Below are 13,627 nucleotides of genomic sequence, written 5' to 3' on the forward strand. Positions count from 1 at the left end.
TTAAAAATTCTTGAGGTACAAAAAAATGAATCTCGGCTCACTGGTATCAGAATCCCGCAACCCACAAACCCTGGACCTGGACGCACTCTCCACGCTTGACCTTGTTCATCGCTTCAACCAACAGGATACGCTGGTCGCGCAGGCAGTGAAAGAAACATTGCCCGAGGTGGCGAAAGCGGTGGATGCCGCGGCAGATGCGCTGAAAGCGGGGGGACGCATTATCTATATGGGGGCGGGCACCAGCGGGCGTCTGGGGGTGCTGGATGCTTCAGAGTGCCCACCCACCTTCGGCGTACCACATGGCCTGGTGATCGGCCTCATCGCCGGTGGGCCGGGAGCGCTGCTGAAAGCGGTGGAAGGGGCAGAGGACAGCAAGCAGCTCGGTGAAGACGATCTCAAAGCGCTTAACCTGACCGCGCAGGATCTGGTGGTCGGGCTGGCGGCCTCCGGGCGCACGCCGTACGTCATTGGCGGGCTGGAGTATGCGAACCAGACCGGCTGCACTACCGTGGCCATCTCCTGCAATCCAGGTTCCCCCATCGCCCAGGTGGCGACGATCGCTATCTCGCCGGTGGTAGGCCCGGAAGCGCTGACCGGCTCCACCCGCCTGAAATCCGGCACGGCGCAAAAGCTGGTGCTGAATATGATCTCCACCGGGGCAATGGTGAAGTTCGGTAAGGTCTACCAGAACCTGATGGTGGACATGAAAGCGACCAACGTGAAGCTCATTGACCGGGCGTGCCGCATGGTGGTCGAAGCCACAGGGAGTTCCCGCGAAGAGGCGGAAGAGGTGCTGAAACAGACCGGGTACGACGTCAAACCGGCCATTCTGATGATTTTAAGCGGGCTGGATGCCGCTGCGGCGCGCGCCAGGCTTGACGCGCATCAGGGATTCTTACGTGCGGCATTAGAAAACTAAAGAGGCGTACATGGAAAAAACAGTAGCGCTCGCCAGCGGTATTCTTGCGGGGATCGGCGGAGAAAAAAATATACGGCGTCTGGAAAACTGTATGACGCGGGTGAGGGTGGAAGTGCAGGATGACGACAAGCTCGATCCGGCCACCCTGAAAAAACTGCCTGGCGTCAGCGGATACGTAAAGCAGGGGGAGCAGCACCAGCTCATCGTCGGGCCGGGTAAAGCCGCGCAGGTAGTGGATGCCATGCGCTCCCTGATGGGCGGGGCGGTGATTGATGATGCCGAGCGCACCAAAGCGCAGGCAAAAGCGAAATATAAAGCCCCGATGAGCGATGCGCTACGCATGCTGGCAAATGTCTTTATTCCGCTCATTCCGGCCTTTATTGCCTCGGGGCTCATCACCGGCATTATCAATATCCTCAAACGCCCGGACATTGTCGGGGATTTTGCGACCCACTATCCAAACCTGCTCGGGATCCTCGGCATTTTCGGCAGCGCGGTCTTTGCCATCATGAACATTCTGGTGGGGGTTAATACCGCCAAAGTGTTTGGCGGCTCGCAGGCGTTAGGCGGGGTGATGGCCGGTATTCTCTCCAGCCCGCAGCTGGCGCAGATCACCCTGTTCGGCGAAGCGCTGCAGCCGGGGCGCGGCGGGGTGATCGCCGTGCTGCTGGTGGTGGTGCTGATGTGTTGGCTCGAGAAAAAGCTGCGTAATGTTCTGCCAGGCTCCCTGGAGCTGATCCTCAACCCGCTGTTGACCACGCTTATCACCGGCAGTATCGCCATCATCGCCCTGCAGCCGCTGGGAGGCTGGATCTCGGAGTCCATTGCCCACGGTGCCTCCTGGGCTATCGATCGCGGTGGGTTCCTGGTGGGGGCAGTGCTATCGGGTACCTTCCTGCCGCTGGTGCTGACCGGTTTACATCAGGGGCTGGTGCCGATCCACGTTGAGCTGGTGCAGGCGCACGGTTACAACGCCCTGCTGCCTATTCTGGCGATGGCCGGGGTCGGACAGATCGGCGCGGCCATCGCGGTGCTGATGAAAACCCGCAACGCACGCCTGAAAAAGGTGATCAAAGGGGCGCTGCCGGTCGGGCTGCTGGGCATCGGCGAGCCGCTGATTTTTGGCGTCACCCTCCCGCTCGGCAAGCCGTTTATCGGGGCCTGTCTGGGTGGCGCGGTCGGTGGGGCGCTGATCGGTTACTGGAAAGTGGCGACCGTCATCACCTTTGGTATTTCCGGATTACCGCTGGCATTAACCATCGTGACCGGAAAAGTCATGCTCTATCTGTTAGGCTATCTGGTAGCGGTGATCGCCGGGTTCCTGTTTACCTGGCTGTTAGGGTTTAACGATCCAGAGGAGTAAGGTTTGGCAAATAACGAGCGTCGTGTTGTCTTTTTTGACCTGGACGGAACGCTGCATCAGCAGGATATGTTCGGCACCTTTATGCGCTATTTACTGCGCCGACAGCCCCTGAATGCCCTGCTCGTATTGCCCTTGCTGCCAATCATTGGCGGCGTGTTGCTGGTGAAGGGGCGCGCCGCTCGCTGGCCGATGAGCCTGTTGCTGTGGGGGTGTACCTTCGGCCACAGCGAAGCCCGGCTTAAACAGCTGGAGAAAGAGTTTGTCACCTGGTTTCGCAAACATGTCACCGCCTTTCCGGTGGTGCAGGATCGGCTGACAAACTACCTGGACGCCAACGATGCCGACATCTGGCTCATCACCGGCTCGCCGCAGTCGCTGGTGGAACAGGTCTACTTTGATACCCCCTGGCTGCCGCGCGTTAACCTGATCGCCACCCAGATTGGCCGCGCCTATGGCGGCTGGGTGCTGACCATGCGCTGTCTCGGGCATGAGAAGGTGGCACAGCTGGAGAAGAAAATCGGCACCCCACTGCGGCTCTACAGCGGCTACAGCGACAGCAAACAGGATAACCCGCTGCTCTACTTCTGCCAGCACCGCTGGCGCGTTACGCCGCTGGGCGAACTTCAGCAACTGGAATGATTTTGTGATTATGCATAGCGGGTGTGTATAATGCGCCCGCTTTTCAGACTGGAGTATGCTGCGTTGTCCGACCCTGAACTTAATCATGAATACTGGATGCGCCATGCGCTCCAGCTTGCCCAACGTGCCTGGGATGAAGGCGAAGTCCCGGTCGGTGCCGTGCTGGTACACAATAATCAGGTGATCGGCGAGGGCTGGAATCGCCCGATTGGTCGCCATGACCCCACCGCCCATGCCGAAATTATGGCCCTGCGCCAGGGCGGACTGGTGCTGCAAAACTACCGCCTGCTGGACACCACCCTGTATGTCACTCTCGAACCTTGCGTCATGTGCTCCGGCGCCATGATCCACAGCCGGATCGGTACAGTGGTGTATGGGGCTCGGGATGAAAAAACCGGTGCGGCAGGTTCGCTGCTGGACGTGCTCAGCCATCCCGGCATGAACCATCAGGTCAAGGTTATTGGAGAGGTGTTGGCACCAGCGTGTTCGGCGATGCTAAGTGACTTCTTTCGAATGCGGCGTCAGCAGAAAAAGCAGCAAAAGGCAGAATTGAAGTTATCGGGTGAGTAAGCTCCTCCGGTGCCACCACCGGATAGGCCTGGGCCAGCTGCTGGGCTGCCTGCGCCTCTTTCTCTTTCTCCATCAGATACCCCACCAGGCTTATCTGGTATTTGCGGATGTTTTCCACGTAGGCGTACGCCTCGTGGCCGCGCGCGTAGCCATAGGTCAACTTGCTGTAATAAGGCTTCTGGCTCAGCAGCGGCAGACGCTGTTTTACGTCTGACCAGCTGTCGGGGTTGCCTTTGGTTTTCGCGGTCAGGGCGCGGGCGTCGATCATGTGGGCATAGCCCATGTTATAGGCCGCCAGCGCAAACCAGATCCGCTCCTCTTCCGGGACGCTCTCCGGCACTCTGTCCATCATCGCCTGCAGGTAGCGCGCGCCGCCGCTGATGCTCTGCTCAGCATCGGTACGGTCGGTTAGTCCCAGGCTTTGGGCGGTATTTTTGGTCAGCATCATCAGGCCGCGTACCCCGGTTGGCGAGGTGGCCAGTGCGTCCCAGTGAGACTCCTGATAAGAGATGGCGGCCAGCAGTCGCCAGTCAATCTCCTGGGCATACTTCACAAACAGGGGCTTCAGCGTCGGCAGGACATTATCCACCGCCCGCAGGAAGCTGCGGGTATCGACATAGTCGAAGCCCTCCCCGTGACCGAGGTATTTCTCCTCCAGACGCGCCAGCGTGCCGTCTTCATTCATCCTGTTAAAGAAATCGAGCATGGCGGCGGAAAGCGTCTGGTCGGCGTCGAGAGGGCTGAACCAGGTGACAGGCTGCTCGTCAGTGACGTCCAGCGCCACGGCCAGCTCCGGGTGAACGCGCTGGAACAGGCTGATGGCAACCGAGTCGGCGATGGTGTAGGGCAGTTTCCCGTCTGTCACCTGCTCCAGCAGCGCCGTGGTGCCGAGCTTCTTATCAACCTTCCAGCTAAGTTCAGGGTACTTTTTTTCTTTCAGCGCCCGAAGGTCGTCAATGACAACATGGCCCGGGGCAACGGTGAGCTGCTCGGCGGTGAGCCCGGCAAGCGTGCGTGGTCGCAGGCTGCCCACGCGATAGACCAGCTGCTGCGAGACAGAGTAGTAGGTTGGGCCTGGCTGATAGTTTTTGCTGCGCTCGCTGTTATAGACCAGGCCAGCAGCCAGCATGTCAGCCTTATCATTGTCCAGGTCGTCAAACAGCTGGCTGATGTTCTGGCGTACCGTAATTCTGAGCTTTACGCCCAGATAGTCAGCAAAATGCTGCGCCAGCTCGTAATCCAGCCCAATGACTTTATCGTTGATCGCACTGTAGGTGAGGGGAGAGGCCACGGTACTGACGCGCAGCTCCCCCCGCGCCTGAATGGCGGCGATGCGATTTTCGGCTTTACCGAACCAAGGGATTGAAGGCCACAGGGCCGCTGCCAACAGCAGGGTCACGATGCCGATGAACAGATAATTAATCTTTAATTTTTTCAATAAGTTGATTCTATGCGCTGTGTATTATTCTGTTGTTTATTGGCCATAGTAAAAACAAGTATTACCAAAGATTTCGCGGCATTTTGCGTAAAGTTGCGCCACTTGGCAACTTATTAGCGGGAAAGGCAACACCAATGGTTAAATGACGACGACGATTTTATTACGACGCAAACGGTTTCGTCGGCGCGCAGGATCCACTATAATGGCGCCCGTTTTCCCCCCTTGCGCACACTGTAAGCGCCTCCGGCGCTTCGAAGACGAGAGACTTATGATGGAAATTCTGCGTGGTTCGCCTGCACTGTCTGCCTTCCGTATCAATAAACTGCTGGCACGTTTTCAGGCGGCCGACCTTCCGGTAAGCAATATTTACGCTGAGTATGTCCATTTTGCTGACCTGAATGCTCCCTTAACGTCAGAGGATTTAGTCCGGCTTGAGCGCCTGCTGAAGTACGGGCCAAGCCTGAGCAGCCATACCCCGAACGGTAAACTTCTGCTGGTTACGCCTCGTCCGGGTACCATCTCCCCCTGGTCTTCTAAAGCAACCGACATCGCCCATAACTGTGGTCTGAGCCAGATTAATCGTCTGGAGCGGGGCGTGGCCTATTACGTTGAAGCCGCAAGCCTGACTGATGAACAGTGGTCAGCCGTGTCAACAGAACTGCACGACCGCATGATGGAGAGCGTGTTCGCCTCTCTCGACGATGCGCAGCAGCTTTTCTCTCACCATCAGCCTGCGCCCGTGCAGAGCGTGGACCTGCTGGGTGAGGGCCGTCAGGCGCTGATTGACGCCAACCTGCGTTTAGGCCTGGCGCTGGCAGAAGATGAGATTGACTACCTGCAGGACGCGTTCATTAAGCTGAACCGCAACCCGAACGACATCGAACTCTATATGTTCGCGCAGGCCAACTCAGAGCACTGCCGCCACAAGATTTTCAACGCCGACTGGGTTATCGACGGCGAGCAGCAGCCGAAGTCGCTGTTCAAAATGATCAAAAACACCTTCGAGCAAACCCCTGATCATGTGCTGTCCGCCTACAAAGACAACGCCGCAGTTATGGAGGGTTCCGAGGTGGGCCGCTTCTTCGCCGATCGCGAAGCGGGGCGCTATGACTTCCATCAGGAGCCGGCGCATATCCTGATGAAGGTGGAAACCCATAACCACCCGACGGCTATTTCGCCGTGGCCAGGTGCCGCCACCGGCTCCGGCGGTGAAATCCGTGACGAAGGTGCAACCGGCCGTGGGGCAAAACCAAAAGCGGGTCTGGTCGGTTTCTCCGTCTCCAACCTGCGCATCCCGGGCTTTGAACAGCCGTGGGAAGAAGATTTTGGCAAACCAGAGCGCATTGTTACCGCGCTGGATATCATGACCGACGGCCCGCTGGGCGGCGCGGCGTTTAACAACGAATTTGGTCGTCCGGCACTGAACGGTTACTTCCGTACCTACGAAGAAAAAGTGGACAGCCACAACGGCGAAGAGCTGCGTGGCTACCATAAGCCGATCATGCTGGCGGGCGGGATCGGCAACATTCGCGCCGATCACGTGCAGAAGGGTGAGATCGTCGTGGGTGCCAAGCTGATCGTGCTGGGCGGCCCGGCGATGAATATCGGTCTGGGCGGCGGGGCAGCCTCCTCTATGGCATCCGGCCAGTCTGATGCGGATCTCGACTTCGCCTCCGTACAGCGCGACAACCCGGAGATGGAGCGCCGTTGCCAGGAGGTGATCGACCGCTGCTGGCAGCTGGGCGATGCCAACCCGATCCTCTTTATTCACGACGTGGGCGCGGGCGGTCTCTCCAACGCCATGCCGGAGCTGGTGAGCGACGGCAACCGCGGGGGCCGCTTCAACCTGCGCGACATCCTGAGTGATGAACCCGGCATGAGCCCGCTGGAGATCTGGTGTAACGAATCTCAGGAGCGCTACGTGCTGGCCGTTGCCCCGGATCAGCTGCCGCTGTTTGACGAGCTCTGCCGTCGCGAGCGCGCCCCGTATGCGGTAATCGGTGAAGCCACCGAAGAGATGCACCTCTCCCTGAGCGATACCCACTTCGACAACCAGCCGATCGATCTGCCGCTGGACGTGCTGCTGGGCAAAACGCCGAAGATGACCCGCGACGTACAGACCCGTAAAGCGAGCGGCAAAGCCCTCGACCTGCAGGGTGTGACCGTTGCCGAAGCGGTAAACCGCGTTCTGCATCTGCCGGCAGTGGCGGAGAAAACCTTCCTTGTCACCATCGGTGACCGTACCGTGACCGGCATGGTCGCCCGCGATCAGATGGTGGGCCCGTGGCAGGTCCCGGTGGCGAACTGCGCGGTCACTACCGCCAGCCTCGATAGCTACTATGGCGAAGCGATGGCGCTGGGCGAACGCTCCCCGGTGGCGCTGCTGGACTTTGCCGCTTCTGCCCGCCTGGCGGTAGGTGAAGCGCTGACTAACATCGCCGCCACCCAGATTGGCGACATCAAACGTATCAAGCTCTCCGCCAACTGGATGGCCGCAGCCGGTCACCCGGGTGAAGACGCCGGGCTGTACGAAGCGGTGAAAGCGGTGGGTGAAGAGCTCTGTCCGGCGCTGGGCCTGACCATTCCGGTGGGCAAAGACTCCATGTCGATGAAAACCCGCTGGCAGGAAGGTAACGAGCAGCGCGAGATGACCTCTCCGCTGTCGCTGGTGATCACCGTCTTTGCCCGCGTGGAAGATGTGCGCCACACCATTACCCCGCAACTCTCTACCGAAGACAATGCCCTGCTGCTGATCGACCTGGGTAAAGGTCATAACGCACTGGGTGCCACCGCGCTGGCGCAGGTTTATCGCCAGCTGGGTGACAAAGCGGCAGACGTGCGCGATGTGGCGCAGCTGAAGGGCTTCTACGACGCCATTCAGGCGCTGGTGGCCCAACGCAAACTGCTGGCCTACCACGACCGTTCCGACGGCGGCCTGCTGGTCACCCTGGCGGAAATGGCCTTCACCGGCCACTGCGGCGTGGAAGTGAATATTGCCTCTCTGGGTAACGATAATCTGGCTGCGCTGTTCAACGAAGAGCTGGGCGCCGTCATTCAGGTACGGGCGGCAGATCGCGAGGCGGTGGAAACGCTGCTGGCGCAGCACGGCCTGGGCGACTGCGTCCATTACCTGGGTAAAGCAGTGACCGGGGATCGCTTTGTTATCGACGCCAACGGCCAGGCCGTCTTTGCCGAAAGTCGCTCCACGCTGCGTATGTGGTGGGCGGAAACCACCTGGCAGATGCAGCGTCTGCGTGATAACCCGGCGTGTGCCGATCAGGAGCACGAGGCGAAAGCCAACGACAACGATCCGGGCCTGAACGTCAAACTCTCGTTCGACATTAACGAAGACATCGCCGCGCCGTACATTGCGAAGGGTGCGCGTCCGAAAGTAGCTGTCCTGCGTGAGCAGGGCGTGAACTCCCACGTTGAGATGGCGGCCGCCTTCCACCGTGCAGGCTTCGATGCCATCGACGTTCACATGAGCGACCTGCTGGCAGGGCGCACCGGTCTGGCCGATTTCCAGGCGCTGGTGGCTTGCGGAGGCTTCTCTTACGGTGACGTGCTGGGCGCGGGCGAGGGCTGGGCAAAATCCATCCTCTTCAACGAACGCGTCCGCGATGAGTTCGAAACCTTCTTCCACCGTCCACAGACCCTGGCGCTGGGCGTCTGTAACGGCTGCCAGATGATGTCTAACCTGCGTGAGCTGATCCCGGGCAGCGAAGCCTGGCCGCGCTTTGTGCGTAACCAGTCCGATCGCTTCGAAGCGCGTTTCAGCCTGGTGGAAGTGACCCAGAGCCCGTCTCTGCTGCTGCAGGGAATGGTGGGATCGCAGATGCCGATCGCTGTCTCCCACGGTGAAGGGCAGGTTGAACTGCGTGATGCCGCGCATCTGGCGGAGCTGGAAAGCAAAGGTCTGGTGGCGCTGCGCTTTGTCGACAACTTCGGCAAGGTAACGCAAAACTACCCGGCAAACCCGAACGGCTCTGCCAACGGGATCACCGCGGTGACCAGCGAAAGCGGTCGCGTCACGGTGATGATGCCGCACCCTGAGCGCGTATTCCGCACCGTCAGTAACTCCTGGCACCCGGAAAACTGGGGCGAGGACAGCCCGTGGATGCGTATCTTCCGCAACGCGCGTAAGCAGTTAGGTTAAGAGATCGTTGTTGTGCCCGGGGGCGCTTCGCTTACCGGGCCTCCAAAAGCCGGATAAATTTTGTAGGCCGGGCAAAGGCAGTGCCGCCCGGCAATTCCTCAGTGTCGCAAATGTGCGACAACTCACATTCTGCGGTGTCGCCAAAAGGCGACACTTAAGTTTTTGATTTTTATAATGGTAGTAAGGATTCTGCCAGAGTGTTGCTGATTAGCGACAGATACCCTGAAAATCATCACGCGCTGAATAAGTACGTAAAACTCTATAAATTCATATTTTTCAACACATTAATATTTTTATTTGCATTTTGGCACATCTGTTGCATAATAGTAACCAGTGGCTCATTCACCTTCTTATGTCAGCCCCTTCGGGACGTGCTACATAAACTTCGAATGACGCACAAAAAGGTGCCTGCCGTCCAACTACTGATCATAGCGTTGCTTTATCAGACCCAGGGCGAAACGTCGAGTTAGGCACCGCCTCATTCCGCAACAAAGCCGGGTTTTTAACCCGGCTTTGTTGTATCTGAACGCATGTCCGGCTAGCATCCCCTTACCCCCTCGCGACAGAGAGTAATGCGTTGAAACGCTGGCCAGTTTTCCCTCGCTCCTTACGACAGTTAGTCATGATGGCCTTCCTGCTGATCCTGCTGCCTTTGCTGGTGCTGGCATGGCAGGCGTGGCAGAGCCTGAACGCGCTCAGCGCGCAGGCGGCGCTGACCAACAGAACCACCCTGATTGATGCCCGCCGCAGCGAGGCGATGACCAATGCCGCCCTGGAGATGGAGCGCAGCTACCGGCAGTATTGCGTCCTCGACGACAGAACGCTGGCCCGGGTGTACCAGGATCAGCGTAAGCGCTACAGCGATATGCTCGACGCCCATGCCGGTGTACTGCCCGACGATAAGCTCTATCAAACGTTGCGCCAGGATCTTAACGCTCTGTCCCAGCTGCAGTGCATTAACAGCGGGCCTGATGCCCAGGCCGCTATGCGACTGGAGGCCTTTGCGAATGCCAATACCGAGATGGTTCAGGCGACCCGGTCGGTGATCTTCTCCCGCGGGCAACAGCTCCAGCAGGAGATTGCCGAGCGCGGCCAGTTCTTTGGCTGGCAGGCGCTGGTCCTTTTTCTGCTCAGCCTGCTGTTAGTGGTGCTCTTCACCCGGATGATCATCGGCCCGGTTAAGGGCATTGAGCGGATGATCAACCGGCTGGGGGAGGGGCGCTCGCTGGGCAATACCGTGGCCTTTACCGGCCCGCGCGAGCTGCGTTCGGTCGGACAACGTATCATCTGGCTGTCGGAGCGGCTGTCATGGCTCGAATCCCAACGTCACCAGTTTTTACGCCATATTTCCCACGAACTGAAAACGCCCCTTGCCAGCATGCGTGAGGGCACCGAACTGCTGGCCGATGAGGTTGCCGGGTCGCTGACCCCGGAGCAAAGAGAGATTGTCGAGATCCTTGATGCCAGCAGCCGCAACCTGCAAAAGCTGATTGAACAGCTGCTCGACTACAACCGTAAACTGGCCGACGGCATCCCGGAGCTTGAGCGCGTAGAGCTCGCACCGCTGGTGGATATGGTGCTGTCTGCTCACAGCCTGCCTGCTCGCGCTAAAATGATGCATACTGAACTGGCGCTGGCGACACCCGCCTGTTTAGCCGAGCCGATGCTGCTGATGAGCGTGCTGGATAATCTTTATTCCAATGCGGTGCACTATGGTATTGAATCCGGTACCATTTATGTTCGCAGTTTTACGCGCGGCTCGCGAGTCTGTATCGATGTCGCCAACACCGGAAGCCCGATCCCCGACGATGAAAAAGCGATGATCTTTGAACCCTTTTATCAGGGTAGCCATCAACGAAAAGGGGCGGTGAAGGGAAGCGGCCTGGGGCTGAGTATCGCACGCGACTGTATTCGTCGTATGCATGGAGAGCTTAACCTTGTCACTGACGACCGTACCGATGTCTGTTTTCGCATCGAACTGCCGCTTGAGTCGGAAAAACCACTAAAATGAATCTAAATCTGGTGAGTATGTCACACGTCTTTTCCCGCGCCATTAACGCGGTATTTTCCGGTCACTCTCTCTTTCTGAGCCTTCCCTGCCTGCTGCTGGCCGGGTGCGTCACTAGTACGCCGACCAGTGCCATCAGCGACAAGCAGGGTGAAAAATTGCCTGAGCATCAGCTGGCGGACTTCCTGTCTACCGATTGCAATAATATCTGGCAGCTGCACGGTCAGGAGACCGACAGCAACCCGCTTTACTGGCTGCGCGGCATGGATTGCGCAGATCGCCTCTCACCCGCCGCCGCGCGCGCAGAGGCGAGGGGATGGGACGATGATACCTGGCAGGAGAGTTTTAAGCGCGGGATCCTGCTGGCCAATGCCAAAATTAATCCCGTGGAGCGGCGCCAGTTGACCACCCGGCTGGATGCGCTGAGCCCGCAGATCCCGGCCCAGGTGCGCCCGCTGTATCAGCTGTGGCGACACGGTCAGGTGCTGCAACTGCAGCTGGCAGAGGAGCGTTTCCGCTACGGTAAGCTGCAGCAGACCACCGACGGTGAACTGGATACCCTGCGCCAGCAGCAGCAATACCTGCGGGCGCAGCTGGACACCACAACCCGCAAGCTGGAAAACCTGACCGATATTGAACGGCAGCTCTCCACCCGTAAGCCGGTCAGTAACTATCTGCCGGACGCGCCGAAGAGTGCCGCGTCGCCCGCCGGCACCGAGGGTGATGCGACAGAGCCGAAAAGCGATGCCCCGAAACAGGAGGACGTAAAGCCATGACAAGCCGAAAACCTGCGCATCTTTTGCTGGTGGATGACGATCCCGGTTTGCTGAAGCTGCTGGGGATGCGTCTGGTGAGCGAGGGTTACAGCATCGTGACCGCCGAAAGTGGTCAGGAGGGGCTGAAAGTGTTGGGCCGCGAGAAGATCGATCTGGTGATAAGCGATCTGCGGATGGACGAAATGGACGGCATGCAGCTCTTCACCGAGATCCAGAAGCTCCAGCCCGGCATGCCGGTGATTATTCTTACCGCCCACGGCTCCATCCCCGATGCGGTGGCCGCCACCCAGCAGGGGGTCTTTAGCTTCCTCACCAAGCCGGTGGATAAAGACGCGCTCTACAAAGCGATTGATGATGCCCTGGAACACGCCGCCCCCTCCGGCGACGAAACGTGGCGGGAGGCGATCGTTACCCGCAGCCCGATTATGCTGCGTCTGCTGGAGCAGGCGCGCATGGTGGCGCAGTCCGATGTCAGCGTGCTGATTAACGGCCAGAGCGGCACAGGGAAAGAGATCCTCGCCCAGGCCATTCACAACGCCAGCCCGCGCGGCAAAAACGCCTTTATCGCCATTAACTGCGGGGCGCTGCCCGAGCAGCTGTTGGAGTCCGAGCTCTTTGGACACGCGCGCGGCGCCTTTACCGGCGCGGTCAGCAGCCGGGAAGGGCTTTTCCAGGCGGCGGAAGGCGGCACGCTATTCCTCGATGAAATTGGCGACATGCCGGCGCCCCTGCAGGTTAAACTGCTGCGCGTGTTGCAGGAGCGCAAGGTCAGACCGCTCGGCAGTAACCGCGATATCGACATCAACGTGCGCATCATCTCCGCGACCCACCGGGATCTGCCCAAGGCGATGGCGCGCAACGAGTTTCGTGAAGACCTCTTCTACCGTCTCAATGTTGTTAACCTGAAGATCCCGGCGCTGGCGGAGCGGGCAGAAGATATTCCGCTGCTCGCTACTCAGCTGCTGCGCCAGGCCGCGGAGCGGCACAAGCCGTTTGTCCGTGCATTTTCCACCGACGCCATGAAGCGGCTGATGACCGCCAGCTGGCCCGGTAACGTGCGTCAGCTGGTGAACGTGATTGAGCAGTGCGTGGCGCTCACCTCCTCGCCGGTGATCAGCGATGCGCTGGTGGAGCAGGCGCTGGAGGGCGAAAACACCGCCCTGCCGACCTTCGTTGAAGCCCGCAACCAGTTTGAGCTTAACTATCTGCGTAAGTTACTGCAGATCACCAAAGGCAACGTCACCCATGCGGCGCGCATGGCGGGGCGTAACCGCACCGAGTTTTATAAACTGCTCTCGCGCCATGAGCTGGAAGCAAACGATTTTAAAGAGTGATGCGCTAAATTCCGCCTGAATATGATACTGTGAGCAACCGATTACGAGGCAGCTGACAGGCATAAGTTTAAGGACCACCATGAAAAAGATTGATGCGATTATTAAACCTTTCAAACTGGATGATGTGCGCGAAGCGCTGGCAGAAGTCGGCATTACCGGCATGACGGTGACAGAGGTGAAAGGCTTTGGTCGTCAGAAGGGCCACACCGAACTCTACCGTGGCGCAGAATACATGGTCGATTTCCTGCCGAAGGTGAAGATTGAGATCGTGGTGTCGGATGACATCGTGGATACCTGCGTGGATACCATTATCCGCACCGCACAGACCGGCAAAATTGGTGATGGCAAAATCTTCGTCTTTGACGTGGCGCGCGTGATCCGTATCCGTACCGGCGAAGAAGACGACGCAGCGATTTAATTACCC

10 protein-coding genes are annotated in these 13,627 nt (G+C 58.9%); 9 read left to right on the plus strand and 1 reads right to left on the minus strand.

The features are described from left to right. The first annotated feature begins 25 nt into the window (after nucleotides 1-25). From murQ to tadA, 4 genes are read left to right on the plus strand one after another with little or no spacing between them, the layout of a single operon-like run. The gene (gene murQ / locus B3X29_RS09370) at nucleotides 26-919 is read left to right on the plus strand and encodes an N-acetylmuramic acid 6-phosphate etherase (protein WP_103180748.1); all 894 of its coding nucleotides are present in this window, start codon (nucleotides 26-28) and stop codon (nucleotides 917-919) included. A gap of 10 nt (nucleotides 920-929) precedes the next feature. Continuing rightward, nucleotides 930-2,282 (plus strand): PTS transporter subunit EIIC, encoded by a 1,353-nt coding sequence (locus B3X29_RS09375; RefSeq protein WP_103180747.1) that lies wholly within the window; start codon nucleotides 930-932, stop codon nucleotides 2,280-2,282. Nucleotides 2,283-2,285: 3 nt separating this feature from the next. Further along, nucleotides 2,286-2,921, plus strand: coding sequence for a phosphatidylglycerophosphatase C (gene yfhb / locus B3X29_RS09380; RefSeq protein ID WP_103180746.1), 636 nt, complete (start codon nucleotides 2,286-2,288; stop codon nucleotides 2,919-2,921). Between the two features lie 30 nt (nucleotides 2,922-2,951). Further along, on the plus strand, nucleotides 2,952-3,491 hold the full coding sequence (tadA, locus tag B3X29_RS09385; RefSeq protein ID WP_103824601.1) for a tRNA adenosine(34) deaminase TadA: 540 nt from the start codon (nucleotides 2,952-2,954) through the stop codon (nucleotides 3,489-3,491). Here the strand turns inward: tadA and mltF are convergent. After that, nucleotides 3,379-4,929: a membrane-bound lytic murein transglycosylase MltF gene (gene mltF / locus B3X29_RS09390; protein ID WP_156655040.1), complete on the minus strand. Its 1,551-nt coding sequence runs from the start codon at nucleotides 4,927-4,929 to the stop codon at nucleotides 3,379-3,381. The genes tadA and mltF overlap by 113 nt on opposite strands. Before the next feature lie 268 nt (nucleotides 4,930-5,197). Here mltF and purL point away from each other — a divergent pair, with 268 nt between their 5' ends. From purL to glnB, 5 genes are all read left to right on the plus strand, one after another. Next, nucleotides 5,198-9,085, plus strand: coding sequence for a phosphoribosylformylglycinamidine synthase (gene purL / locus B3X29_RS09395; protein WP_290527349.1), 3,888 nt, complete (start codon nucleotides 5,198-5,200; stop codon nucleotides 9,083-9,085). A 577-nt stretch (nucleotides 9,086-9,662) separates the two neighbouring features. Next, the gene (gene qseE, locus B3X29_RS09400; RefSeq protein ID WP_201304746.1) at nucleotides 9,663-11,096 is read left to right on the plus strand and encodes a two component system sensor histidine kinase QseE/GlrK; all 1,434 of its coding nucleotides are present in this window, start codon (nucleotides 9,663-9,665) and stop codon (nucleotides 11,094-11,096) included. After that, entirely contained in the window at nucleotides 11,093-11,869 is a 777-nt protein-coding gene (gene qseG, locus B3X29_RS09405; RefSeq protein ID WP_103180740.1) for a two-component system QseEF-associated lipoprotein QseG, read from the plus strand. The genes qseE and qseG overlap by 4 nt, the downstream gene beginning before the upstream one ends. Further along, the gene (gene glrR, locus B3X29_RS09410; protein ID WP_103180739.1) at nucleotides 11,866-13,203 is read left to right on the plus strand and encodes a two-component system response regulator GlrR; all 1,338 of its coding nucleotides are present in this window, start codon (nucleotides 11,866-11,868) and stop codon (nucleotides 13,201-13,203) included. Before qseG ends, glrR begins: the two co-directional genes overlap by 4 nt. A 79-nt stretch (nucleotides 13,204-13,282) precedes the next feature. Then, nucleotides 13,283-13,621 (plus strand): nitrogen regulatory protein P-II, encoded by a 339-nt coding sequence (gene glnB / locus B3X29_RS09415; protein WP_003860685.1) that lies wholly within the window; start codon nucleotides 13,283-13,285, stop codon nucleotides 13,619-13,621. The last annotated feature ends 6 nt before the right edge of the window (nucleotides 13,622-13,627 follow it).

This window comes from Leclercia sp. UBA5076 (assembly GCF_002416465.1).
Classification (GTDB): Bacteria; Pseudomonadota; Gammaproteobacteria; order Enterobacterales; family Enterobacteriaceae; genus Enterobacter.

What these genes read in the sequence shown, in the direction of transcription:
- tadA (WP_103824601.1), top strand. Translation starts at nt 2,952, where the DNA reads ATGCGCCCGCTTTTCAGACTGGAGTATGCTGCGTTGTCCGACCCTGAA.
- glnB (WP_003860685.1), top strand. Translation starts at nt 13,283, where the DNA reads ATGAAAAAGATTGATGCGATTATTAAACCTTTCAAACTGGATGATGTG.
- murQ (WP_103180748.1), top strand. Translation starts at nt 26, where the DNA reads ATGAATCTCGGCTCACTGGTATCAGAATCCCGCAACCCACAAACCCTG.
- purL (WP_290527349.1), top strand. Translation starts at nt 5,198, where the DNA reads ATGATGGAAATTCTGCGTGGTTCGCCTGCACTGTCTGCCTTCCGTATC.
- glrR (WP_103180739.1), top strand. Translation starts at nt 11,866, where the DNA reads ATGACAAGCCGAAAACCTGCGCATCTTTTGCTGGTGGATGACGATCCC.
- qseG (WP_103180740.1), top strand. Translation starts at nt 11,093, where the DNA reads ATGAATCTAAATCTGGTGAGTATGTCACACGTCTTTTCCCGCGCCATT.
- B3X29_RS09375 (WP_103180747.1), top strand. Translation starts at nt 930, where the DNA reads ATGGAAAAAACAGTAGCGCTCGCCAGCGGTATTCTTGCGGGGATCGGC.